Below are 24,639 nucleotides of genomic sequence, written 5' to 3' on the forward strand. Positions count from 1 at the left end.
AGCCGGGAAAGGCATCAAACATGCGTTCAGACCATCCTTTGATTCGCTATGGCGGGTCGTTGTTCAGGCACCAGCCCTTTCGCTTTCTGAAAGGTGCCGCGGGAGCGTATATCGCATACCCGATCGCGGAGAGTCGCGAAAAGCGCAACGTCCGTCCCAAGGTCACGGAATTGCACCGGCACTATGCACTGCCGGTCGAGCAACGCAGGCGGATTGCGCTCGATCGTTTGGTGCAGATCCTGCAGTTCGCCGGCGAGCATGTGCCTTACTACCGAGATCTTTTCCGCGAAAGGAATTTCGATCCGCTGAAAGCCGGCCTGGATCCGCGCTATCTCGAGTCTTTACCGTATCTGACCAAAGACATCATACGAGAACAGGGGGCGCGTCTGCTTTCAAAGCCACTGGAAGCGGTGCGGCATCATGCGTGCAAGACGGGGGGGTCCACCGGCCTCTCGTGCACGATTTACTACGACCAGGAGGCTGCTGATTATTCGTCGGCCGTGACGTTCTACGCGCGTCAACGGATCGGCAAGCGCGGCTACCGGCCAGAGTTGCATTTTGCCTGTCGCTTCCCTGGCGAGGCCGCTCCGAATTGGCCATCCCGCGAAGACTTTAAATGCTTCGCGATGAATCGAAGCAACATCTTCTTTGACAGCATCGACGACAAAGGTCTCGAGGAGATTTGGCAAACGCTCAAGGCGCGGCGGCCATTTCTCGCGCACGGGCATCCATCGACCATGTATGCGCTCGCATGTTACGTCGAAAGGAAATACGGGAGCGGCAAGGCATTCGAAGTTTTCGAGTCGAGCGGCGAATTGCTTGAGCCCCAGGCGCGCTTGATCATCGAGCGTGCGCTGCGGTGCCGCGTGATCAACCGCTACGGTCTCGCCGAACTCGGAGTGATGGCGTACGAACTCGACGGCCACGACGCAGGATTTCAGATTCTCGAATCGGAAGGGTGGCCCGAGAGTCGCCAACTCGATGCGGAAGCAGACGGCGCCAGCGAGCTGGTATTCACGGGATTCCGCAATCACCTCATGCCGTTGATTCGCTATGCAACGGGTGATCTCGCTCGTGTCGAAGAGCGCAATGGCGCAATGTATCTGGCCGACGTGGTTGGCCGGATTCACGACGTCGTACCGATCAACGGCGTTGCTCATGCAACGCATCACATTCAGGACATGCTCGATCACCGGGTCGGTGGCATTCAGGAGTTTCAGATCGATCTACGTACCGTACCGCCTACGCTGCGCATCGTGCTTGAGCCGTGGGCGGCCGAAGAGGACACGACACGCAAGCTGCGCGGCTATTGGGGTGACGCATTCGCAATCGAGTATGTCGGTCATGATGCGCTGGTGCGGGTAGGGAGCCGTGCCAAATTCCGCCATGTGGTGACTGCATGATCGGCGTTATCTATTCAGCTAGCTCGGCGGTTGCGGGGCGATTGGTGTTGGCGTCGCTGCATCGTTCCGTCGGGTTGGGGCAAGCGCGCGCACTTGGTCTTAGCGTGCTGAGCACCTGCTCTGCATCGGTGCTGGTTGCTGTCGACGTGCCAGATGAGTTTGCCAACGCTTTGATCAGTTGGCTTGGGACGCCTGGACGCAAATTGCTTGTGTTTGGGCGAATGCCGCATGCGCTCGCAACTCGTCTGAATTGTCGACAGATTGAGCATGTGGAAGGTTTCGCCGACGCAGCACGCAGTGCGCCGGCGGCAAGCCGCTGCACCAGCCAGAGTAGCGCAACGGTGCGTTATACGACGCTCGTCGCTTCCCTCGGCGGGCGGGAGTGGGTGCGGCCATTCGAGCGTTTCGATTTCACTGATGAGTGGAACAACCTGGGTTTTGGCGCGATTCGATCGGATGATTCAATCTGGTCGGTCGGCGCTCCGCTGGATGTCCCGGAGTCCGCTCGGCTCGCGTCCGTGTATATCGAGCAAGACTGCCGGTTTGCGTATGCAGCCTTGTGGGACGACGAAGCGACGAGCGTGCTGTGGGTCAATCGGCCGGTCGGCCCTTGTGATTCGTTCGAATGGCGCGTCGTCGAGAACTTCCTGTCGGGTTACAGGGCAGGTGAATTGCACTGTCAACCCGTGTTGAGCGAAGTCCCATGGGGCTATGACGCCGTGATTACCTCGCGACTTGATTGCGACGAGGACGTCGAATCCGCCCGCCCGCTTTGGGACGCGTATCGCCGACTTGGGGTGCCGTTTTCGCTGGCGGTGCATACCGCCAACCTCGGGAATACGACGCATCACGTGATCCTGAAGGAGTTGGCCGCCGATCCGAGCGCGGCGATACTTTCCCACACAGCGACGCACGCGCCAAACTGGGGGGGGAGCTACGCGGCCGCGCTTGCGGAAGGTCGTGAATCCGCGCACCTGCTTGAGTCGGTCATTGCTCGACCGGTGCGATACGCGGTATCTCCGTTTCACCAAACGCCGCACTATGCGCTCGAGGGGTTGGCCGATGCGGGTTATGCCGGATGTATCGGCGGAATCATCCGAAACGATCCGGAGTTCCTGTTGGCCCGCGGCGGCATCCTGGCTGGGATGCCGGAGGGGTTCGTAGGACATAGCCAGCAATGTATGCTTCACGGCGATTGCATGCTGGCGGAGGGCGATCCGTTCGCCGTGTTCAAGGCTGCATTCGACCTCGCCTATGAGACGAAGACGCTGTTCGGCTATCTTGATCATCCGTTTTCCGAACGATATCAGTACGGCTGGCGGACCGAGGACGAACGTATCTCGGCGCACGTGGAATTCGTTCGCTACATGCGCGCTCGCGCCAAACGTCCGCTCTTCATCAACGAAGAAGTCGCAATGGATTTCCTGCTTGCAAAGTCGATGCATGACCTGACCGAGGACGGCGACACTTATGTCGTGACGTCGATGCGTGGCGCCACAGCGCCGCTTCCGCTTGCGGTCGAATATCGTGGCGAGCTTCTTGAGGTCACCGATAGCGGGCGGCTGCGATGAAAGTCATGGTCATAATGGGCACGCGGCCCGAAGTGATCAAGCTGGCGCCCGTCGTCGCGGCATTGCGTGGCAACGTCGATGTAGTCGTCTGCACGAGCGGCCAGCACCGGGAGATGCTGGCCCAGGCGCTTGCCTATTTCGGCATCGAACCGGACGTCGGCGTTGATACGATGAGCCCTGGGCAGTCGTTGAACGTCCTGTCGGCACGCATCCTGACCGAGATGGATGGCGTTCTCGCGCGAGAGAAGCCGGACTGGGTGCTTGTACAAGGGGATACGACGACTGCGCTGTGTGCCGGCCTCGCTGCATTTCATCGCGGTATCGCGGTCGGTCACGTCGAAGCGGGGCTTCGAACCGGCGATCTTTCCAGCCCATTTCCCGAAGAGGCCAACCGCAGCTTGCTGGGGCGGATCGCGACCCGCCACTTTGCCCCGACCGAATCCGCCCGCCGGAACCTGCTGCGCGAGGGGATCGACGACGCGTCCGTCGTTGTGACCGGTAATACGGTCGTGGATGCGATTGCACTGGCGAAACATGAATGGCTCGATGCGCCCGCATCCCTCCATTTGCCTGAGTCGTGCGATGTGACGCGACCATTCGTTCTGGTGACTTGTCACCGTCGTGAGAACTTCGGCGATACCCTGTTGGGCATCTGCCAGGTTCTGCGGCGCTTGTGCGAACGTTACACGCAGTACCAATGGATTTTCCCGGTTCATCTTAATCCTTCGATTCGGGAGCCCGTCATGCGCGAGCTGGCGGGGGTGCGGAATCTCGCATTGATTGAGCCCGTCGACTATCCGTCCAGCCTTTATCTGATCAGCCGCAGCGCGCTTGTCATCAGCGATTCCGGTGGTATCCAGGAAGAGGCGCCGAGCTTTGGTGTTCCGGTGGTCGTGATGCGCAATCACACCGAGCGAGGGGAGGGCGTCGAAGCAGGATTCGCCACGTTGGCCGGACAGGCTGCCGATCGGATCGAGGCGGCAGCGTCGTCGTGGCTCGATGACGCGGCACGACGCGGGACGCTGCGCAATCGCCCGAACCCGTATGGAGACGGCCGGGCGTCGCAGCGTATCGTCGCGAGCCTGCTTGGCCAGCCACAGGAGGTGTCTGGTGGCTGAAGTGAAAGGGTGGCCTGGCTCGCGTGGCGATTGCGTGCTTTTTTCGACAGCCGACTGGGACGAGCCATACTGGACGAACAAGCAGCATACCGCGCGAGTGCTCGCGAAGAGTGGCTGGCGCGTGCTGTATGTTGAGAGCGTAGGCTTGCGCTCGCCAAAGCTCACAAGCGGCAAGGACTGGGGGCGCATCTGGCGCCGTCTGTGGCAAGGCGTGCGCTCCAATTTCGTTGCGCCGCCGCAGCGGGAGTCCAATGTCTGGGTGCTTTCGCCGCTGATGATTCCGGCAAAGCACCATTGGCCGTTGGTGCGTCGCTTCAACCAGACGTTGCTGCGGTGGAGCATCGCCCGGTTTGCGCGCCGGCGCTCGTTTCAGCAGCCGATTGTTTGGACTTACCACCCATTCATGCTCGATGCCGTTCGAGATCTGGAAAGCGGCGCACTCGTCTATCACTGCGTGGACGATCTCGCTGCTATTCCGGGGGTGGATGTCCCGGCCTTCCGCAGCGCGCAGCAAGACCTGCTCAAGCAGTGCGATTCGGTATTCACAACGGCTGTCGCGTTGCGAGACCAGTGCTTGCCATTTAATCCGAATACGCACTTCTTCTCCAACGTTGTCGATGCCGACCATTTCGGGAGAGCGTTGGAGCCCGGACCATTGCCACGCGCCGTGGCCGACATTTCCGGCGTGAGGCTCGTGTACCACGGTGTCTTGTCCGATTTCAAGGTCGATTTCCCGCTTGTTCTGGCCGCCGCGCGTGCACGGCCGGATTGGCAATGGATCTTCATCGGAGAGGAGCGGGAAGGGCAGCGCAGCGAACTGATCACACAACTTAAGCGATTGCCGAACGTGCATTTCCTGGGGTATCGGCGCTATGAAGAGTTGCCCGACTACCTGCGAGGCATGGACGTCGGGTTGCTGCCGACCCTGCTGAACGACTACACGCGTTCGATGTTCCCGATGAAGTTTTTTGAGTATTTGGCAGCAGGGTTGCCGGTAGTTTCGACCCCGCTGGATTTTACCCGTGAGCGGCTGGATGGACTGGACGTCGGCGACACGCCCGAGCGCTTCGTGGAGGCGATCGAGCGGCAATTGCAACGCGGCAAACTGACGCCGGCAGAGGCGCGGGCCGGCGTGGGCGACAATACTTGGGAAGCCCGAACCGTTAAAATGCTGAATCACGTGTGGCGGCAGGCCGGCCGGGAGCGGCCGCAACCGGTTGCTTCCGAACATTAAACTGGAGTGTTGAATGAGCGATTCGCGTGTCTTGATCACGACCTATCCCGCGGCATTTCTGCATCGCGGCGGTGGAGAGCTTGAACTGGTAGATCTGCTGGCGAATCTGCGGCAACTTGGCGTTCGCGCGGATCTTTACGGCCCGGGCTGCCAGCCGCTCAATCGGTACGATGTCGTCCTGCATTACTCGGTTGTGCCGACGGGTATGGAATTCGTCCGCGAAGTGAAAGCGGCCGGCAAGAAGCTGGTCCTGATGCCTGCAGTATGGTGGTCGAAAGCGCCGGCGCAGGGCGAGAAGGACTCGGTCGCGGCGTTCTTCGACCTCGCCGACGTGGTTGTATTCAAGTCGAAATCTGAGTACGCGAACGTTGCGCAGCACGTTTCGCTAGACGAAGCGAAAGTGGCGTACTGCCGGTGGGGCGTCGATTCGTGTTTCGAGGAGCTGGTCGACGGGCAGTTGTTCAAGGATACCTACAAGCTCGACGAATACCTGCTGTCGGTTGGGATCATCGAAGAACGCAAGAATCAATTGGCGGCAATCCACGCGCTGCGTGACTCGAAGATTCCCCTCGTGTTCGTCGGGGACTATCGTGACCGTGCTTACTACGAAGCATGCGTGAGGGCGGCTCCATCGCACTTCAAATTCTTGCCGTATATACAGCCGAAGTCGGAGATTTTGCGGTCGGCCTTGCGAGGCTGTAAGGCGTTCATTGAAGTTTCGCTCGAACCCGCCGGCTTCTCTGCGTTTGAAGCTGCGCTGGCGCGCGTGCCGATGGTTCTCTCAGAGGGGCCGTGGACGCAGGAGCATTTCGGTGAACTGGCGCATCAGGTCGATCCAATGTCGCCGGCTTCGATTCAGGCGGGGGTCAAGGCTGCTCTCGAGACACCGGTCTCGCCGCAACTGCAGCGCAACGTCCACAACCAGTACCTGATGCCGCAATGCCTCGAGCCTCTGGTTCGCGTGCTGCGCGTGCGAGCCTGAGCCAATTCGATACTCATTGCGACACGTTGAGTGGTCCTTTGGAAATATATGAGCGAACATACAGTACCGCGAACCTTCAACTTCCATGCTGATCGCAAGCTGGAAAGCGAAGTCATCGTGAAGAAAGATGCCCTCCGCCATCTGGATACGATGGGGATTTTCGACCATATCCGAAAGGAGTCGAAACACCTGTTGGTAACCGACAAAAATGTGGAGAAACTTTACCTGCGTCGCGTGCTGGAATGTATCGAGCGTTCGGGCCGTTCGGTACGTACGTTGGTCGTTCCCGCAAGCGAAGGATCGAAGAGCTTCAAGTGGTACTCGCAACTGGTCGAGAAGGCACTCGATTACGGTTTCGACAAATATTCGGTGATCTTCAGTCTCGGCGGTGGGGTGGTGAACAACCTCGCGGGTTTCTTGGCTTCGACGCTTTACCGTGGTATCGGTCTTGTGCATTTCCCGACCAGTCTGCTGTCGCAGGTCGACGCGGCCATCGATTTCAAGCAGGCGATCAATTACGACCACGGCAAGAACCTGATCGGGAGCTATTACCCGGCCTCCAAGATTGTGGTCGACCCGCTGGTGTTGCGTACGCTGGACGTTCGTCTCATTCGGGACGGGCTGGCCGAGGCGATCAAGCACGCGATTTGCCAGGATACGAAATTCCTCGATTACATCTGTTCGAACAGCGAGCATCTCGTCGATCCGGACTTCCTATCCGAGGTCGTGACGAAATCGATCGAACTGAAACTCGAGGTGATGAGCGGCGATCTTGATTCGGATTACGATGAAACGCTGAAGCAATACGGCCATGCGATCGGTCATGCGGTCGAGCACCTCTCGGAGGGGGAGGTGTACCACGGCGAGGCGATCTCGATCGGCATGTGTGTTTCCGCGGAAGTCGCGCTACTGCTTGGACTGTCGGACGAGGAAACCGTTGCGATGCACTACGACGTGTTTAGCAGAGTTGGTCTGCCGACGACAGTGCCCGAAGCATTTTCGCTGTCCGATCTGTGGGAAAAGATTCGCTACGACAAGCACTTCCTCAGTGGAAAGGCCTACATGGGCCTTGTGCGTACGGCAGGCGTCATGGCGCCGACCAACAACGGGAACTTCGGGCATTACATCGAGCAATCGGTCATATTTGAGGCGATCGAAAGGAACCGTCGCCAAGGACAGCGCGACGCCCTGCGGGTCAGTTGATCGGAGCGTAGCGGGGTTTGTGGCGGGCAGCCTCATCTGAGGCTGCATGGCTCACGAATACTCGTGTTGGCTGTTTGTTTGCACCGCCGCTCATGTCGAGCGGCGGTGTCTGTTTATTTTGAGATTGAAGTTCATGCGCCACCGTTTATTCTTCGACGTGACCGAACTGGCCGGGTTTGACAAAGGGACCGGCATCCAGCGTGTCACGCGTGCGTTGCTTCATGCGTTGAGGCAAAAAACGCCTGCGGACTGGAAGGTCATTCCGGTGCGAGGGGACGGGGCAAAGGGCCATTTCGTAACTGCCACCGCACTAGCCGAGCGTCAACTGGCGGGGAATCTCGATCCGTCTGTTGAAATTGCGATCGAACCGGCGAAGGGCGATATTTTTCTCAGCGTTGATCTTGCGTACAACATCACGCCTTCGCTGCGTCAGGAACTCGTCCGATTCCGTGCGCATGGAGTCGGCGTGTATTTCGTTGTGTACGACCTCATTCCGTTGATGTATCCGGAGTGGTTCGAAGGAACCAACGCGTGGTTCGAAGGGAACGACTATCTCAAGCTATTCGATTTCTGGTTTGAGTGCGTCAGAGAGGAAAGCGACGGCATGATTTGCATCTCCGACGCCGTACGTAAGGACGTCATCTCATGGTTGGAGCGGTTTCCTCCGACGCGACGAGATCAGCCCAAGCTTGAGTATTTCCATCTCGGTTCGGACATCACTGAGAGTCTCCCTTCGCACGGATTGCCCACCAACGCACAGGACGTCCTGGCGCAGCTCAAATCGTCGACGACCTTTCTCATGGTCGGCACGCTGGAGCCGAGAAAGGGGCATGAACTGGCACTCGATGCAATCGAGAAGCTGTGGGCCGACGGACGAGACGTGAAGCTTGTGTTCGTCGGCAGGGCTGGCTGGAAGGTCGAACATCTGACAGAACGCATAAAGCGGCATCCGAACTTGAACAGGCGGCTGTTCTGGCTGGATGGCATTAGCGACGAGTACCTGCGACAGGTCTACATGGCGTCGTCCGCCCTGTTCGCGCTTTCGTTGGCAGAGGGCTTTGGCCTGCCGCTCGTCGAAGCGGCGCATTTCAAGCTGCCTCTGATCGTTCGCGACATCCCGGTATTTCGGGAAATCTGCCGCAACGCAGCAACCTACTTTTCTGGCGAGTCGAGCGAGGACCTGAAGGCCTTGCTTGTCGAGTGGCTTGCCAAGCGGAATTCGGGGCAATGTCTGTTGCCTGACGGCATGGAGGTGCTTTCCTGGCCGGACTCCGCCCAGCAACTGATGGCGGCCGTCGGCAGAATGCGAGACACTGAATCTTTCTGGAGTGTTGACTAATGCGCAAGCGCGTCATCGTAACCGGGGCAAGTCGTGGCATCGGTCGTGCAATCGCCGAGGTGCTGGCACTCAAGCAATACGACCTCGATCTCATGGTCAGCAGCGAGGTGTCGGCTGACGAGCTGCGGCGAGCTGATTTCGTGAAAGAATCGGGGGCGAGCGTTTTCGCGGTTGACCTAGCGAGCAGCCAAGAGATCGATCAGTTTGTGGCCGGTTGGCAGGAGCCGCTTTGGGGTATTGTGAACAATGCCGGCATTTGCAAGACGTTTGGCATTCTTGATAAAGGTGACGATCCGTTAAAGGAGGTGCTGAGCACCAATCTGACTGGTCCGTATCTTCTGACAAGAGGGTTGCTGCCGCATTTGAGCCGCCCTGGCCGGATCGTCAACATTGCCTCGCAACTCGGTCAGGAAGGGCGGGCAGGGTATTCGGCCTACTGCGCGTCCAAATTTGGGCTGATTGGCATGACGAAATGCTGGGCGAAGGAGCTTGGGGCGGAGGGCGTGACGGTCAATGCGGTCTGTCCCGGTTGGGTCGGTACGGAGATGTCGTTCAAGGATGTCGATCGTATGGCTGCCGAACTTGATATGGACTCGGAGCAGTTCTACAGGGATACGTGTGCCCCACTCGAATTGAAGCGCTTCAATACCCCAATTGAAGTGGCTAACCTGGTCGCGTTTCTATTGTCGGACGATGCATCGGGCGTGACGGGGCGAGATTGGTTGATGCATACGATTTGGAATCAGCAGTAGATTGTCTTTCGCATCGTGCCGGTGGCTCTGATGCATGACGGATACTTTGCGGCGCGGATATCCGTCCCGAGTCATAGTGACGAGAGCATATTGCTCGATTGTTAGGAAATCTATCTGTAGCGAGTGGGAATCTTGAGAATTCTGATCGGAAGCTATCCTTGGTCCTTTGATTGTCCCGGTGGCGGGGAACGCCAGCTATGTGCCTATTACGAGCACCTGCGTGCGCTCGGCGTTTCGGTCAATCTTTTCGACCAATGGAAGCCGGAATTTCGAAAGCACGATGTATTTCACTTTTTTTCGGTGATGCCGGGGTCGTTTCAGCTGTGTGAGCACGCAAAGAAACAAGGGTTGCGGCTCGTGATCAGCCCGAACCTTTGGGTTACCGAAGAGACGAAATATTGGTATCCGCACGACGAGATTAAGCGACTCCTGGCAATTGCTGATCGCGTGGTCGTCAATTCGAAATTGGAGGCCGAGAGCCTTGCGCGTGTTTACGAGTTGCCGCTTGAGCGCTTTTCGGTCGTCTACAACGGTGTCGAGGATCTTTTCCTGGGATCGGCTGATGGCCGCGATTTCAGATCTCGATATGGTCTCGAGAATCAGCGCTATCTGCTGAACGTGGCGAACATCGAGCCGCGGAAGAACCAGCTTCGACTTATCGAAGCGGTTAAGCGGTTTCCGGATTTGAAGCTTGTTGTCATTGGATTGGCTCGTGATGAAGCTTATCGCGACGAATGCTTCAGGCTCGCGGGCGATCAACTTATATTTGCTGGCGAACTGCCGTATGGATCACCTCTGTTGCATTCTGCATATGCAGGTTGCGAGGCGTTCGTAATGCCCAGCACGCTTGAGACCCCCAGTATTGCGGCGCTTGAAGCCGCGGCAACCGGCGCGAAGATTGTGATCACAAATGTCGGGTCTACTACCGAGTATTTTGATGATCAGGCCGAGTACGTTGCTCCGGACTCCACTCAGTCAATTGCAGAGGCTATCGATCGGGCACTTCAATCGAGCGGCAGTTTCGAGCTCAAGAACCGAATTGGACAACGCTTTACGTGGCGAGCAATCGCGAATGATCTTCGCGAAGTCTATCGGAGCGAAATTGATATTGCGGGGCGCACGCGGGCGTCATGACTGTAATGAATAACGATCCGAAGATATATTTCGACTGCACGTCTACGATCCGTAGCGGACTGAACACGGGGGTTCAGCGCGTGGTGCGTGGCTTGCTCGAGCAGAAAGATATATTCGAGCGTGAGCTCGCGGTCGAGTTTGTGCCGATCTGTCATCAGTTTGACTGGTACTATCGATTGGATGATGCGCTGAAGATGGCGGAGGCCGGTCGCGCAGATCCATCCTGCTCGAAAATCTCGTTTGGTTATCGGGATATTTATTTGTGTGCGGATGCTTTTTGGTCCATGGGCATGACGGAATGGTTGCCGTTTATCCGTGGTCGCGGCGCGACAATCGTTAGCGTCGTGTATGATCTTATTCCGCTCATGTATCCGCATTTTTTTGAGTCGAATGATATTGATGGTTTTCGCCATGCACTTGATGCTGTAATCGAGAACGCGGATCTTCTGCCATGCATTTCGCGGGCGACGCAAGCCGATTTGCGGAAGTATCTTGAAGAGAACTCGGGCGGAAAAGCTGTGCCACACACTGGCATATTTACATTGGCCCCGGGTTTGCGACCTGACGTAGCAGGGGCGGCGCGCGTTGATGTTGGCACTCCCGCAGCCTATATGTTGACCGTTGGAACGCTGGAGCCCCGCAAGGGCATCATGCGATTGCTCGACGAATTCGAGGCGGTCTGGTCGCGTAACGACGACATACAGCTTGTGCTGGTGGGGAAGCGCGGGGCCGGTGCAGATGAGATAATTGCGCGCATCGATTCGCTCATCGAGCGCGGGCGGCCGATATCATGGCGCTCAAATGTATCGGATGACGAACTAAAAGCGCTGTACGAGCGGGCGACGGCCGTCATTTGCCCGTCGCATGCAGAAGGCTTCGGTTTGCCACTCGCAGAGGCACTGAATTATGGCAGGCCGGTCTACGCAAATCGGTTGCCGGTTTTTGGCGAGTTTGCAGGCAGCTACCCGTTTTACTTTGACATCAATAAATCCGGGGATCTTGCGCATCTTGTTGGTGAGCGCGCCGGAAATTCGGCGGTTGCGCGTTCTCATCCCGAGTTTGCAGACTGGGCGGAATCGGCCAAGGAGCTCTCGGCACTTATTCGTCAGGTTGCGCCGCGATATGTATTCGGGCGGCCACCATTCAAGCAACAGACCTCGCTCGAAGCTGTTGCCTGGGCATATCGCTTGATTCTTGGACGAGAGTTGGATGACGTCGAGGTAGCACAGCGATGGGTTGAAGAGTATCCGGAGATTCCGCGCCTCGCGGCGGCATTCCACGGCGAACTCAGAAATGCTGGAAATCCGCTCGATAAAGAGGCTATTCGATGGGCTTATCGCATTCTTCTTGGGCGAGAAGTTGATAGCGACAAGACTGTAGAGTTCTGGCAAGAGCGTTGCGCGACTTTTCCTGATCTAAAGAGTGAGCTGACGATAGAGTCGATCAAATCTGATGATGCACTCACTCCGGAGTCCATTAAGTTTGCCTATGAAATCATCTTGGGCAGAACGGCCGACGCAGAGGCAGTAAATTACTGGATGGAATCGAAGGCAAGCTTGCGTGATCTACGTAACCACCTGGTGTTTGCAATACTTCTTGATGTGGAAAGTGCAATAACGCCTCAGTCAATCAATCTCGCCTATCAGATTATTTTGGGTAGGCCGGCGGATGCCGATGCCGTAAATTATTGGATGGATGCGGGGGTGAAATTTGGTGAGCTGCGTGATCATTTGATGTTCACGTTGGCGCATTAATTTTAAGGACGCGATGCGCATTGTTGCCCTCTGGCGGCGGATGGTTGAGGCGATTGGAAATAATTTTGGTTTCGGATTGAGTGTAAATCATGATAGCGAAAATACTTCAAGTTACAACGTATCCCATTGATCATCCTGATCATGGTGGGAAGTTGCGAGCTTTTCATATTAGAAAATCGCTTCGAGAAAAATTTCGCGTTGAGACGCTTTCGTTTTCGCTCGGTCAAGGTGATTCGGTTGCAGGTTTGAACGTATGTCTTGATCATGATGCCTGCATGCAAGTCGTTAAGCATGGGTATTTGGCCGATTGGGGCATTAATGAATATCTTGAAAGTCGCCCGGAATTGAAGGCGCGCGTCATGAGCGCCGTGGCGGAATTTTCGCCAGATATTGTCATGCTTGAGCAGCCATTTATGTGGCCATTGATCGAGGAGATGCTTCGCGATCGCGTCATCGGCAATGCTCTTGTGATCTACAGCTCTCAAAATAACGAGTGCGCGCTTAAGAAGGGCGTTTATGAGGGTATTTTTAACGAGGCTGATGCCGAGTTGAATCTTTCGCGTGTTGCTGAAATTGAGAGTGGCATTGCCAAGCGCGCCGATCTGTCGTTGGCGGTGACGGAGGAAGACGTCGAGTATCTGAAATCGATGGCGCCTGAGACGGATGTTCTGCTTTACAGAAATGGTCACCAGGGAATCGATGATGCGCCGGCCAAATCGCGTTGGCAACAGAAATTCAAGGATTATGAGCGAAATTGGGTTTTTGTCGGCAGCTGGCATCCGCCTAATATCGATGGGCTGCACGCACTGATTGAAGGTGGAGTTAACGATTTGCCGAGCGGCAGGCTCAAGGTCTGGGTCTTTGGGAATGCGGGGCCGGGACTGATGGCGACGTATAATCTGAAGGAATCAGATTTGCCTAATTTTAGTATTCAGGGCCTCGCTGAAACGGATGAGATAAACTCTGCAATTACTGCCGCGACTGGTGTAGTTTTGCCGGTATGGGGAGGAGGTGGGAGTAATTTGAAGACGGCGCAAGCGCTTCTCTCGGGCAAGACGGTTGTTGGCTCAAAATATGCGTTCCGCGGGTTCGAGAATTACATGGGTGAACCTGGCGTCTTTCTGTTTGATTCGCCTGCTGAATTGGTGGGCGGGATGGACTCCGTGCGTGCGAATGAATCATTCTACGGCCGGCCGAACGCCGAGCGGGATTTGAAGTGGGAAAATCTGTTGAGTGATTTGCCGGGAAAGATTGAAGGCTATTTCTTGAAGAAAGCGTTGCGAGGAAACTGAGTAGATTATGGGAATTTATTTCGACTACACCACGTTGGCGCGATGGGCGGGTAATCCCACGGGCATAAGCCGCGTGGTGCACCTGATCGGTGCCGAGCTTTTGAAGCTGGATGGTGATGTCGTGCCTGTTTGTTTCTCGGAGCAGGAGGAGCTGCGCTACTATGATCCTACCGCTAAGGCGATGGGTGATCGCATGCACCTTTCGCCGAATGACGTGGTTTTCTCGGCTGGCGCAAATTGGGATATTCCGGGATTCAATGATTGCCTGAGGAGGGTTCGCGAAGAGGGGGCGAAAGTTTCCATTCTCTTTTATGACACGATTCCGGATAAATTTCCTTACTGTTTCGGGCCGGGATTTCCGGATATTTACCGTGCCTGGTTGCGGGATACGTTGTCATTTTCCGATTTTTCATTTGCGATATCGGAAAACACGAAGCGCGACGTCATCGAGTTTGCGAAAAAGAATGGCTTGTCGGCGCCGGAGATAAAAGTGATTCGACTGGGCGACGAAATCCATCGTGACGTTGCGAACTCGGTGGCGCCGCGCCCGGAAATTCTGGGGTTGGGAAAGTATGTGCTGTCGGTTGGTACGGTCGAATGTCGCAAGAATCATATTGCGCTATTGAACGCATATCGCCTGCTTGCGAGCGAGGGGAAGAGCGACCTGCCAAAACTGGTGATCGTCGGTCGGCAGGGATGGCTTGATCACTCGATCAAGTTCCAGGTCGAAAACGATCCAGTCATTGCTGACAGCATTTTTGTGATGTCCGATGTCTCCGATATGGAGCTGGACCATCTCTATGCAAACGCAATGTTTACGCTATACCCAGCTCTTTACGAGGGATGGGGCCTGCCGATCGCGGAGAGCCTGCGCTACGGGAAGCAGTGTGTGGCTTCGTCAACCTCGAGCATGACGGAAATTGCCCCCGAATTGACGCGCTTTGCGCATCCGTTGAAAGTGGAGCAATGGGCGCGGCACATTGAAGAGCTTTATCTGAATCCGGCCCAGTTGTCGGAGGAGACCAATCGTATTGTCAATGGCTACCGAGGCACATCCTGGAAGCAGAGTGCGGAGCAGGTGTTGACTGGGCTCCAGTCCGATATGACGGTAATCAACGGATGAGCAGCGCCATGGGACGACTATTTTTCGACTACTCAACGATGGTTCGATGGCATGGCCGCCCTACGGGCATTCCCAGGACCGTCGAACGTCTCGCACATTCGTTCAAAGCAGTCAATCCCGAGACTGTCTTTATTTCGATAGACGAGGAGCTGCAGGGCTTTCGCAATTTCGATTTGGAGACCTGTCAAACTGGTGCGGTTGTTGAATTCGAGTCGGGAGACCGGGTATTTTCGTGCGGCGCCAACTGGGCTTTCGCATGCTACAACCCCGTCGTCCGTGGGCTGGTTGCCTCGGGCGTTGACTTTTATCAGTTGTTTTACGACATGATTCCCTCTTTGTTTCCGCACTTCTACGAGCAAGCGGAAGGTTACGGCAACTACATGGGGAGCTGGACTCGGGAAACGCTGGAACTTGTGAAGTCGTCGTTTGCGATTTCCGAGGCTACTCGGCAGGACGTGTATGCCTGGACCGGGGTGTCACCCGAGTCGAAGGAGATTGCAGTTGTCCGACTCGGGGATGAGCTTGATGCGCTCGAGTCCGTCGACGAGGGCGAAGTCGAAAAGAAATTCGGTTACCTCGGTGATTTCATTTTGTCGGTTGGTACGCTCGAGTTGCGCAAGAACCATGCGGCACTCCTGAACGCGTATCGGCTGCTGGATGCCGATGGCAAGAGAGAGCTTCCGAATCTTGTCATCGTCGGCCGCCCCGGATGGCTGAATAATTCGCTCGAATTTCAATGCCAACACGATCCGGCCATCAAAGGCAAGGTTTTCGTGCTTTCCGATATTTCGGACGGAGAGCTCGATTATTTGTATCGGAAATGTCAGTTTACGGTGTTCCCTTCCTTGTATGAAGGTTGGGGATTGCCTATAGCTGAGAGCCTGCGATACGGCAAACAGTGCGTTGCCTCGTCAACTTCGAGCATGGTAGAAATCGCACCGAACCTGGTTCGGTTTGCACATCCCTTGAAGCCTGACGAATGGGCCAGCCACATTTTTGAGCTGGCGAGCAACCGAACAATGCTTGCGTCCGAAAACGAGCTCATTGGCTCGACCTACACCGGAAGCACTTGGGACGCGTGCGCGCGAACCATTCTGCACAAACTTATTGAACAGTGAGAAACAAGATGGAAAAGATTGCAATCGTTACCGGCATCACGGGTCAAGACGGCGCGTATCTCGCGGAGCTTTTGCTCGAGAAAGGCTACGTCGTACACGGCACGTATCGCCGTACGAGCTCGGTCAATTTCTGGCGGATCGAAGAACTCGGTATCGACAAGCACCCGAACCTGCATCTCGTCGAATACGATCTGACCGACCTGTCGGCCAGCATCCGGTTGTTGCAGCAAACCGGCGCGACCGAAGTCTACAACCTGGCGGCGCAGAGCTTTGTCGGTGTTTCGTTCGACCAACCTGTCACCACGGCCGAAATCACGGGCATCGGGCCGCTGAACCTGCTTGAAGCTATCCGCATCGTCAATCCGGCGATCCGCTTCTATCAGGCATCGACGTCGGAAATGTTCGGCAAGGTTCAGGCGGTGCCGCAAATCGAGAGCACGCCGTTCTACCCGCGAAGCCCATATGGCGTTGCGAAGCTTTATGCACACTGGATTACGATCAACTATCGCGAATCCTATGGCATCTTTGGATGTAGCGGCATTTTGTTCAACCACGAGTCCCCGCTGCGTGGCCGCGAGTTCGTGACGCGCAAGATCACGGACTCGGTGGCGAAGATCAAGCTTGGCATGCTCGACGTTCTGGAACTGGGGAACCTTGATGCGAAGCGCGATTGGGGTTTCGCGAAGGAGTATGTCGAGGGGATGTGGTTGATGCTGCAGGCCGACAAGCCCGACACGTATGTTCTGGCGACGAATCGCACCGAGACGGTCCGTGATTTCGTCACGATGGCGTTCAAGGCGGCCGGTATGCAAGTCGCGTGGAAGGGCGAGGCAGAGCACGAGATCGGCATCGACGAGGCGACGGGTAAGACCGTGGTGCGCATCAACCCGAAGTACTATCGCCCGGCTGAAGTGGAACTGCTGATCGGGAACCCGGAGAAGGCAAAACTCGAACTCGGCTGGCAACCTCAAACTACGCTCGAGCAACTGTGCGCGATGATGGTGGAGGCGGATCTGCGCCGCAATGAACAAGGGAAGTCGTTCTGACATGCCGAGCGTCCTGATAACGGGAATCGCGGGGTTCACGGGTAAGTATCTCGCGGACCTGTTGCGTACGCGTGGTTACAGCGTCAGCGGGATCGCACACAGCGTGTGCTCCGGGGAGGAGCACATTTACCAGTGCGACCTGCTGGACCGGAGTGGTCTTGCGAACGTGTTGCGCGAAGTGAAGCCCGACTACGTGGTTCACCTGGCCGCTATTGCGTTCGTGGCGCATGGCGATGCGGATGCCATGTATCGCACAAACGTGGTCGGCACGCGCAACTTGCTGGAAGCCGTGGCGGAGTCGGGTCACATCCCACGCTGTGTTCTGCTGGCCAGTAGCGCAAACATTTATGGCAACACTGCCATCGACCCCTTGGTCGAGACTGTTGCTCCTTCGCCCGCAAATGATTACGCAGTGAGCAAGGTGGCAATGGAATATATGGCGAGCCTATGGGCTTCGCGTTTGCCTATTACGCTCGTGCGCCCGTTCAACTACACCGGAATTGGTCAGTCGGTGAACTTCCTTCTGCCGAAGATCGTCGACCATTTCAAGCGCGGCGCCCGTGAAATCGAACTCGGTAATCTCGATGTCGCCCGCGATTTCTCCGATGTCAGGACGGTTGTGGACGCGTATGCGCGCCTGCTCGACGTCAAACCCGCGGGTGACGTTTTCAATGTGTGCTCAGGCGACGCGGTCACCTTGCGGGACGCGATTTCGATCCTCGAGCGAATCGCGGGCTATCAGATCGATGTGAAGGTCAATCCGGCGTTCGTGCGCGCGGGGGAGGTAAAGTACCTCCGCGGCAGCAACGAAAAGCTGCGATGCCGGATCGGCGAATTGAAGGCGATCTCGCTCGAGGAAACCCTGCAGTGGATGTATGAAGCGTAAAGGCGGGCATGTTGAAGGCGCTTCATATTTATCGTACGTATTTCCCCGATCCACCGGGGGGATTGCAGGAGGCGATCCGGCAGATCAGCCTCGCCACGCGGGACTGTGGCGTCGAGTCGCGAATATTCACGCTGTCGCCCACGCCGGCGCCGCGCGAATTGCAGTTCGCCGAAGGAAACGTGATCCGGTCGAAGTCGTGGATGGCGCCGGCCTCGTGCGATATCGGTGGACCGGATGCGTTCTGGCGGTTTCGCGAACTGGCGAATTGGGCTGACGTTCTCCACTTTCATTTCCCTTGGCCGTTTGGCGACGTGCTGCGGCTTTCCGGAGTGAGGAACAAGCCGGCGGTAATGACGTACCACTCTGATGTTGTCCGGCAACGGTATCTCGGATATGTGTACGGGCCGCTGATGCGCTGGATGCTGAGCTCGATGTCAGCCGTTGTCGCAACGTCTCCTGCCTACGCACAATCAAGCCCGGTCCTGACCTCGCTCGTACGTCCGGATCGGGTACGCGTGATTCCGCTCGGCATCGCGGATTATGCGACTGATGATATTGCACGGCAGTGCGGACCGGACACGCTGGCGCGTCTTTCGTTGGGCAACAGGCCGTATTTTCTGTCGCTGGGCGTGCTGCGTTACTACAAGGGGCTTCACACGCTGATCGAAGCCGCGCCTTCTATTCCGGCCGATTTGGTCATAGCCGGATCCGGTCCCGAGTTGAATCGCCTGAAGGCACTGGCCGCCGCGGTTGGGGCGTCAAACGTGATATTCGCAGGGCAAGTGACGAACGAAGAGAAGATGGCGCTCCTGAAAGGGTGCCGCGGGTTGGTTTTGCCATCTCAATTGCGTTCGGAGGCGTTCGGCATGGTGTTGGTCGAGGCATCAATGTTCGGGAAGCCGATGGTGTGTTGCGAAATCGGTTCAGGCACCTCGTATGTCAACGAGCATGGTGTGACGGGCTTCGTCGTGGAGCCGGAGTCGCCGCGTGCGTTGGCGGCCGCCGTTAATGCGTTGCTTGATGACGAGCATGCATCGGCGCGCATGGGCAAGGCTGCGCGCGCGCGTTACGAGCGCTTGTTTTCTGCTCCTGCGTTGGGTGGAGCTTACAAGGACCTGTATGAAGAGGTCTTGGGTGGCGGCCGGACGTACAGCGTGTCCGGTTGAGCGAGCGTTTTTTCGAAGCATGAGTCATGTGTTCGCCAAATCGGAAAATGCAGCAGTAGCGGCGGTACTTGTGCATGTGCGCAGCAAAAGGGGCAAGAGGTGAGTGCATTACCTGTCTGGATTGAAATATCGGTATTTGACCATTGGGGCCCAAAGCCTCATGGTATTCCTCGCGTCACTCAGAACATCTTCATCGAGAGTCTGAAGAAAACTGGCCTGCGGTACTTTTACTATCATCCGACACGCGAACAGTTCATCGTCACAGAGGAACTCGCTTATTTCGTTGCCTTGGCGAAAGGCGAACGGAGATTCGATCCGGCTGAGCTACCTGACGGACCATTGTTCACGGATGCACTGAGCAGCTGTGCGCGGGGGCTGTTTTCCGCAGTAGGTTGGGATCATCCCGGCTATTTCGCGCAGCTTGCCGAGCTGAGGCGCTGTCGTCCGGATTTCGCAATTCAGTTTGTTGTCTACGATCTGATCGCTATCAAATATCCGCAGTTCTTCACGCGTGAATTTGGTGGGCGGGTGCAGGACTTTCTTCGCGCGTTGCCGCTTGTGTGCGATCGGTTCATGTGCATTTCGCAAAGCACAGCATCCGACGTGCGGGCCTTGTTGAAGGCAGACGCCGATACTCGTGTGATTTTGATTGGCGGCGATATCGACGATGTGAGTAAGGCGCCAGCGGATTCGCCGTCACGCGTCGCTCGTCCGTTTGTTCTATGTGTAGGGACATTGGAGATCCGCAAGAATCATATTCTGCTGTATTACGTTTGGCGCAGGCTGGCGGAACACCTGGGGGCGTCATGTCCTAAGCTTGTTCTCGTGGGGCGGCCAGGTTGGTTGAGCGGTGATGTCGCCTACCTGTTCTTGAACGATCCCTTGACGGCAGACCTCGTGGAAATTCGCCACGACGTGTCGAATCGTGAACTGGTGACCTTGTTCAGCGATTGCTTGTTTAGTGTCTTTCCATCGTTTTATGAGGGTTGGGGCTTGCCCGCTTGGGAGAGCTTGTTCTACGGCAAGGTCTGCGCAACGTCGAATACGGCGAGTCTTCCCGAAATCAATCCATTTCCGCAGCTGATGTTCGATCCTTACGATCACAAGCAGGCGTTCGACGTGATCCGGATGTTGATCGAGGAGCCGGACACGCGCGCGGAATATGAAGCGCAGATTCCCGCGAAGTTCCCTAGGCAGACCTGGGAAACCTGCTTTGACGAGTTGTATCAGCAGATCGTGGCGTAACGCGGTTTCGGGGAGGGGGCGTGCTTGCTTGGCGCCGTGCGCAGGCCGCTGGTTGATCGAGACGGCTTTCCTTCGTGATGCCGTCGGGACGGCGGCGCTGCGCACGCTTGGCGCGTGGCGCGATCCACGAGCGATGGTGAGGCGACCGGACGAACTGCCTTGCGACACGAATGTTCGATGTGAGCTTGGTTAAGCGACCGCCTGATAGAATGCCTGCTGCCAAGACGACGATCCGACCCACCGACAATACCTGCCGACAAGGCTGCACAGACGTGTTTGGTCCGGACGGCGGATTCACGATGAAATCTATCGAATGATTCTAGTAACAGGAGCCAGCGGGTTTGTGGGCCAAGCGACGTGTCGCGCGTTGCTGGCGCGTGGAGAGCACGTCGTCAGGCTGGTCCGGCGCCCGACTGGTCAACCTGACCTTGGTCCCGAATGGGTGCACGATCAGGCGGATTTTGCCGGCATCGAGCAAATGTGGCCCGACTGGGTACGATGCGATACGGTCATTCACCTCGCCGCGCGGGTTCATGTCATGCGCGACTCGGCGGTGGACCCTGCGGCTGCATACCGTGAAACCAATGTGGAGGGCACGCTTCGCGTGGCTCGAGCAGCGCACGCGATCGGCGCACGTCGGTTTGTCTACGTGAGCAGCATCAAGGCGGTAGGGGAAAGCAGTGCTGGACGCGCGCCGCTTAGCGAAGTCGACGAGCCGGCCCCGCTAGACCCGTATGGCATATCCAAACTTGAGGCCGAAAGGGGACTTGTCGCATTCGGACGCGACTCGGGGATGGAAATTGTGATCGTCAGGCCGCCGCTGGTATATGGCCCAGGTGTGCGTGCCAACTTCCAAAGCCTGATGCGAGCGTTATCCAAGCGAATTCCTTTGCCTTTAGGGGCGATTTCGGCGCGCCGTAGCTTGATCTACGTCGAGAATCTCGCGAATGCGCTGTTGGTGTGCGCGAGCGATTCCCGTGCCGCCGGGCAGGTTTTTCACGTCGCCGATGGCCGTGACCTTACTGTGACCGAGTTGGCGCGTAGCTTGGCCACGTATCTGGATGCTCCCGCTCGACTGCTTCCAGTGCCTGCGATCTGGCTGCGTATCGCGGGGCGGCTGACTGGGCGCCTCCCAGAGGTCGAGCGACTCGTCGGGGCGCTGCAACTTGACACGCGTCGGATTCGAGACGTGCTCGACTGGTGTCCCCCGCACGACGTAGAAGACGGGTTGAGACAAACGGCGATTTGGTATCGCTCCACGCAGTAAATGCAATGTTGACCAGTACGATTACATCTAGTCCTTTCCCCGTCGCGGCAACTTGGGCGCTATGTGCCGCGCTGGCATGCGCGGCGATTCTCTGGGGACTGCTGAAAACCGGCCTCGCATGGCACCTTGCGACGGATGTTCCGAACGATCGTTCTTTGCATACGTTGCCCACACCAAGGGCGGGAGCTTGGGGAGTGGTTCCGGTTGCCGCGGTTGGCATATGGATGGCGGACTCCGAATTTCACTGGATCGTGGCACTCGCGGCCTTTCTGGCCATTGTGTCCCTGGTAGACGATCGACGCGGGCTGCCGGCACGCGTGCGCTTCAGCGCCCATGTCGCTGCAGTTGCGATGCTCCTGAGTCTCTATCCGAGTGTCCAGCCATGGTGGGCATTCCTCGTGATCGCCTTTGTGCTGGTGTGGCTGATCAACTTGTATAACTTCATGGATGGCGCAGATGGGCTGGCAGGCGGCATGACGCTGTTCGGCTTTTCGGCTTATGCCGCGGGAGCCGTCATCAGCGCTCATCCGTTGCCGTTGCTGGCCATCGCAGCGGTGACTGTCGCGGGGGCCAGCCTCGGGTTTCTGATCTTCAATTTTCATCCGGCACGGATTTTTCTTGGTGATGCCGGATCCATATCGCTCGGTTTTCTGGCCGGGGCAATGGGGTATTGGGGATGGATTCGCGGAGTATGGCCTTTATGGTTCCCGCCCTTAATTTTTTCCCCGTTCATCGCAGATGCATCCGCGACGCTGTTCAAGCGGCTTCTTCGAGGGGAGAAGTTCTGGCAAGCTCATCGCGAACATTACTATCAAAGAATGGTTCGTTCCGGGGTGGGGCATGCGTTGACCGCAGTTTCATGGTACTTCGTGATGGCTATCGGCGTCGGCGTAGCGTTGTGGGGGCTCGATCGTTCACCGTTGATTCAGTGGGTCGTCGTTGCCATGTGGGCCTGCATACTCATGTGCATCGGTGGTGTGATTGATGCGCGATGGCGACGATTCCTGAAACTTACAACCGAAAGGGATGAGACATGACACCCATGTTCAAGCCGAAGGGTTCGTGGCTGTCGTTGAGCGCATTCTTCTATGACCTGATGGCGGTCGCATGTGCGTGGCTGGTCGCGTACGTGATTAGATTCAACGGTTCCGTACCGACGGAGTTCTGGATGGGCGGTCTCCTTGCGCTCACCTGGGTGCTCACCGTCTATGGCCTGATGTTCCATGTTTTCGGACTCTATCGCGGACTTTGGGTGTTCGCGAGCCTACCTGATCTCCTTCGGATATCTAAGGCCGTGAGTTGCGGCGGTGTGATCGTAATGGTTGGCGCCGTCATGTTGCAGCCGACGCCGATCATTCCTCGTTCCGTACTGTTGCTGTCCCCATTGTTGTTGTTCGTGACGATGGGTGGCGCGCGTGCGCTGTATCGGGCAATCAAGGAGTTCTATCTATATGGCGGCCTGGTCGGTCAAGGCAAACCCGTCCTGGTCTTGGGCGCAGGCACCGCGGGGGCTAGCTTGGCGCGTGAGTTGTCGCGTTCCGGGAAATGGCGGCTGGTGGGTTTGCTCGACGACGACCCAGCCAAGCGGGCAAGAGAGGTATACGGGTACAAAGTGCTTGGCAGCATCGATGAGCTGTCTCACTTCGCGGCGGCGCTGAAGATTGAGTATGCAATCATCGCAATTCCGTCAGCGCCGGTCGAGGCACAGCGTCGCGCAGCAACCCTTTGTGTGCGCGCTGGCGTGCGGGCAATGGTGCTGCCGTCGTTGACCGAATTGCCGCCAGGCCAAGGTTTCCTGTCGCACATTCGCCAGATCGACCTCGAAGACCTCCTCGGCCGCGACGCCGTGACGATCGACACGCCGCACGTCGAGGCGCTGCTGCGTGATCGCGTCGTGATGGTGACGGGCGCCGGCGGCTCGATCGGCTCGGAGCTGTGCCGGCAGATCCTGCGTTTCGCGCCGGCGCAGGTAGTCGTATTCGATATCTCTGAATATGCGATCTATCGACTCACCGAAGAACTGCGCGAACGCTTCCCGGAGCAGCCGGTCGTGCCGATCATCGGCGATGCGAAGGATTCGCTGCTGCTCGACCAGGTGATGTCGCGCCACGCGCCGCACATCGTATTCCATGCGGCGGCGTACAAGCACGTGCCGCTGATGGAGGAGCACAACGCATGGCAGGCGCTGCGCAACAACGTGCTCGGCACGTACCGCGTCGCGCGCGCGGCGATTCGCCATGACGTCCGCCATTTCGTGCTGATCTCGACGGACAAGGCCGTCAACCCGACCAACGTGATGGGCGCGAGCAAGCGTCTTGCGGAAATGGCGTGCCAGGCGCTGCAGCAGACGAGCGACCACACGCAGTTCGAGACCGTGCGCTTTGGCAATGTGCTCGGCAGCGCGGGCAGCGTGATCCCGAAATTCCAGCAGCAGATCGCGAAGGGCGGGCCGGTGACGGTCACGCACCCGGAGATCACGCGTTTCTTCATGACGATTCCGGAAGCGTCGCAGCTCGTGCTGCAGGCGTCGAGCATGGGGCAGGGCGGCGAGATCTTCATTCTCGACATGGGACAGCCCGTCAAGATCGTCGATCTCGCGCGCGACCTGATTCGCCTGTATGGCTTCTCCGAAGATCAGATCCGGATCGAGTTTACGGGCCTGCGCCCCGGCGAAAAGCTCTACGAGGAACTGCTTGCCGACGACGAGACGACGACCCGCACGCCGCACCCGAAATTGCGGATCGCGCGGGCCCGCGAGGTGCCGGATCACCTGCTCGACGAGTTGCTGCCGTGGCTGATGCAGCATCGCGTGCTCAGCGACGACGAGGTGCGGCGCGATCTGCGGCGCTGGGTGCCCGAGTATCAGTCGAGCGTCGCGCCGATGCTGCAAAGCGTGCCGGTGCGGGCGGCGTCGAACGGCTGAATCCGGAGCCCGCCGCCCGGCGGGACGCGGCAACAAAAAAGCGCCTGGTCAGGCGCTTTTTTTTATCGCAACCGGCAGGCCGC

At 57.4% G+C, this 24,639-nt stretch carries 20 protein-coding genes; all 20 read left to right on the forward strand.

Annotated features, from left to right (window positions below; translation table 11 throughout):
• Positions 1-20: 20 nt before the first annotated feature.
• The 20 genes from B7P44_RS04455 (at position 21) to B7P44_RS04550 (ending at position 24,556) form a co-directional block, all read left to right on the forward strand.
• Positions 21-1,403, forward strand: coding sequence for a phenylacetate--CoA ligase family protein (locus B7P44_RS04455; protein WP_084901140.1), 1,383 nt, complete (start codon positions 21-23; stop codon positions 1,401-1,403).
• Positions 1,400-2,974: a polysaccharide deacetylase family protein gene (locus B7P44_RS04460; RefSeq protein WP_084901143.1), complete on the forward strand. Its 1,575-nt coding sequence runs from the start codon at positions 1,400-1,402 to the stop codon at positions 2,972-2,974. Before B7P44_RS04455 ends, B7P44_RS04460 begins: the two co-directional genes overlap by 4 nt.
• Positions 2,971-4,092 carry a non-hydrolyzing UDP-N-acetylglucosamine 2-epimerase gene (gene wecB / locus B7P44_RS04465; RefSeq protein ID WP_076481382.1) on the forward strand — a complete coding sequence of 374 codons (1,122 nt, stop codon included), beginning with the start codon at positions 2,971-2,973 and terminating at the stop codon, positions 4,090-4,092. Before B7P44_RS04460 ends, wecB begins: the two co-directional genes overlap by 4 nt.
• A complete protein-coding gene (locus tag B7P44_RS04470) occupies positions 4,085-5,326 on the forward strand; it encodes a glycosyltransferase (protein WP_084906404.1) in 1,242 nt (413 codons plus the stop codon). The genes wecB and B7P44_RS04470 overlap by 8 nt, the downstream gene beginning before the upstream one ends.
• Before the next feature lie 13 nt (positions 5,327-5,339).
• The gene (locus B7P44_RS04475) at positions 5,340-6,308 is read left to right on the forward strand and encodes a glycosyltransferase (RefSeq protein ID WP_084901146.1); all 969 of its coding nucleotides are present in this window, start codon (positions 5,340-5,342) and stop codon (positions 6,306-6,308) included.
• 48 nt (positions 6,309-6,356) lie between these two features.
• The gene (locus tag B7P44_RS04480) at positions 6,357-7,511 is read left to right on the forward strand and encodes a 2-deoxy-scyllo-inosose synthase (RefSeq protein ID WP_059664560.1); all 1,155 of its coding nucleotides are present in this window, start codon (positions 6,357-6,359) and stop codon (positions 7,509-7,511) included.
• 46 nt (positions 7,512-7,557) lie between these two features.
• Positions 7,558-8,850, forward strand: coding sequence for a glycosyltransferase family 4 protein (locus B7P44_RS04485; RefSeq protein WP_231716652.1), 1,293 nt, complete (start codon positions 7,558-7,560; stop codon positions 8,848-8,850).
• Positions 8,850-9,602, forward strand: a complete 753-nt coding sequence (locus tag B7P44_RS04490; protein WP_084901149.1) for an SDR family NAD(P)-dependent oxidoreductase — start codon at positions 8,850-8,852, stop codon at positions 9,600-9,602. The genes B7P44_RS04485 and B7P44_RS04490 overlap by 1 nt, the downstream gene beginning before the upstream one ends.
• Positions 9,603-9,734: 132 nt before the next feature.
• Entirely contained in the window at positions 9,735-10,736 is a 1,002-nt protein-coding gene (locus B7P44_RS04495) for a glycosyltransferase (RefSeq protein WP_084906408.1), read from the forward strand.
• Positions 10,733-12,490 carry a glycosyltransferase family 4 protein gene (locus B7P44_RS04500; protein ID WP_084901152.1) on the forward strand — a complete coding sequence of 586 codons (1,758 nt, stop codon included), beginning with the start codon at positions 10,733-10,735 and terminating at the stop codon, positions 12,488-12,490. Before B7P44_RS04495 ends, B7P44_RS04500 begins: the two co-directional genes overlap by 4 nt.
• An 89-nt stretch (positions 12,491-12,579) precedes the next feature.
• On the forward strand, positions 12,580-13,782 hold the full coding sequence (locus B7P44_RS04505) for a hypothetical protein (RefSeq protein WP_133118090.1): 1,203 nt from the start codon (positions 12,580-12,582) through the stop codon (positions 13,780-13,782).
• Positions 13,783-13,789: 7 nt separating this feature from the next.
• The gene (locus B7P44_RS04510; RefSeq protein ID WP_231716653.1) at positions 13,790-14,905 is read left to right on the forward strand and encodes a glycosyltransferase family 4 protein; all 1,116 of its coding nucleotides are present in this window, start codon (positions 13,790-13,792) and stop codon (positions 14,903-14,905) included.
• A complete protein-coding gene (locus B7P44_RS04515) occupies positions 14,902-16,023 on the forward strand; it encodes a glycosyltransferase family 4 protein (protein ID WP_231716654.1) in 1,122 nt (373 codons plus the stop codon). The genes B7P44_RS04510 and B7P44_RS04515 overlap by 4 nt, the downstream gene beginning before the upstream one ends.
• An 8-nt stretch (positions 16,024-16,031) precedes the next feature.
• On the forward strand, positions 16,032-17,069 hold the full coding sequence (gene gmd, locus B7P44_RS04520; RefSeq protein ID WP_084901158.1) for a GDP-mannose 4,6-dehydratase: 1,038 nt from the start codon (positions 16,032-16,034) through the stop codon (positions 17,067-17,069).
• 1 nt (position 17,070) lies between these two features.
• Complete coding sequence (locus B7P44_RS04525; protein ID WP_084901161.1) at positions 17,071-17,955, forward strand: GDP-mannose 4,6-dehydratase; 885 nt, start codon at positions 17,071-17,073, stop codon at positions 17,953-17,955.
• Between the two features lie 8 nt (positions 17,956-17,963).
• Entirely contained in the window at positions 17,964-19,121 is a 1,158-nt protein-coding gene (locus B7P44_RS04530; protein WP_084901164.1) for a glycosyltransferase, read from the forward strand.
• 99 nt (positions 19,122-19,220) lie between these two features.
• Entirely contained in the window at positions 19,221-20,366 is a 1,146-nt protein-coding gene (locus B7P44_RS04535) for a glycosyltransferase family 4 protein (RefSeq protein WP_133118091.1), read from the forward strand.
• Between the two features lie 313 nt (positions 20,367-20,679).
• A complete protein-coding gene (locus B7P44_RS04540) occupies positions 20,680-21,633 on the forward strand; it encodes a UDP-glucose 4-epimerase family protein (protein WP_084901169.1) in 954 nt (317 codons plus the stop codon).
• 5 nt (positions 21,634-21,638) lie between these two features.
• A complete protein-coding gene (locus B7P44_RS04545) occupies positions 21,639-22,670 on the forward strand; it encodes an MraY family glycosyltransferase (protein WP_084901172.1) in 1,032 nt (343 codons plus the stop codon).
• Positions 22,667-24,556, forward strand: a complete 1,890-nt coding sequence (locus B7P44_RS04550) for a polysaccharide biosynthesis protein (RefSeq protein ID WP_084901175.1) — start codon at positions 22,667-22,669, stop codon at positions 24,554-24,556. Before B7P44_RS04545 ends, B7P44_RS04550 begins: the two co-directional genes overlap by 4 nt.
• Positions 24,557-24,639: the final 83 nt, after the last annotated feature.

The organism is Burkholderia ubonensis subsp. mesacidophila (genome assembly GCF_002097715.1).
In the GTDB taxonomy this organism is placed as follows: domain Bacteria; phylum Pseudomonadota; class Gammaproteobacteria; order Burkholderiales; family Burkholderiaceae; genus Burkholderia; species Burkholderia mesacidophila.

Coding starts and splice junctions, on each gene's coding strand:
- B7P44_RS04455 (WP_084901140.1), top strand. CDS start 21: ATGCGTTCAGACCATCCTTTGATTCGCTATGGCGGGTCGTTGTTCAGG.
- B7P44_RS04460 (WP_084901143.1), top strand. CDS start 1,400: ATGATCGGCGTTATCTATTCAGCTAGCTCGGCGGTTGCGGGGCGATTG.
- wecB (WP_076481382.1), top strand. CDS start 2,971: ATGAAAGTCATGGTCATAATGGGCACGCGGCCCGAAGTGATCAAGCTG.
- B7P44_RS04475 (WP_084901146.1), top strand. CDS start 5,340: ATGAGCGATTCGCGTGTCTTGATCACGACCTATCCCGCGGCATTTCTG.
- B7P44_RS04480 (WP_059664560.1), top strand. CDS start 6,357: ATGAGCGAACATACAGTACCGCGAACCTTCAACTTCCATGCTGATCGC.
- B7P44_RS04485 (WP_231716652.1), top strand. CDS start 7,558: ATGGCTCACGAATACTCGTGTTGGCTGTTTGTTTGCACCGCCGCTCAT.
- B7P44_RS04490 (WP_084901149.1), top strand. CDS start 8,850: ATGCGCAAGCGCGTCATCGTAACCGGGGCAAGTCGTGGCATCGGTCGT.
- B7P44_RS04500 (WP_084901152.1), top strand. CDS start 10,733: ATGACTGTAATGAATAACGATCCGAAGATATATTTCGACTGCACGTCT.
- B7P44_RS04505 (WP_133118090.1), top strand. CDS start 12,580: ATGATAGCGAAAATACTTCAAGTTACAACGTATCCCATTGATCATCCT.
- B7P44_RS04510 (WP_231716653.1), top strand. CDS start 13,790: ATGGGAATTTATTTCGACTACACCACGTTGGCGCGATGGGCGGGTAAT.
- B7P44_RS04515 (WP_231716654.1), top strand. CDS start 14,902: ATGAGCAGCGCCATGGGACGACTATTTTTCGACTACTCAACGATGGTT.
- gmd (WP_084901158.1), top strand. CDS start 16,032: ATGGAAAAGATTGCAATCGTTACCGGCATCACGGGTCAAGACGGCGCG.
- B7P44_RS04525 (WP_084901161.1), top strand. CDS start 17,071: ATGCCGAGCGTCCTGATAACGGGAATCGCGGGGTTCACGGGTAAGTAT.
- B7P44_RS04530 (WP_084901164.1), top strand. CDS start 17,964: ATGTTGAAGGCGCTTCATATTTATCGTACGTATTTCCCCGATCCACCG.
- B7P44_RS04540 (WP_084901169.1), top strand. CDS start 20,680: ATGATTCTAGTAACAGGAGCCAGCGGGTTTGTGGGCCAAGCGACGTGT.
- B7P44_RS04545 (WP_084901172.1), top strand. CDS start 21,639: ATGTTGACCAGTACGATTACATCTAGTCCTTTCCCCGTCGCGGCAACT.
- B7P44_RS04550 (WP_084901175.1), top strand. CDS start 22,667: ATGACACCCATGTTCAAGCCGAAGGGTTCGTGGCTGTCGTTGAGCGCA.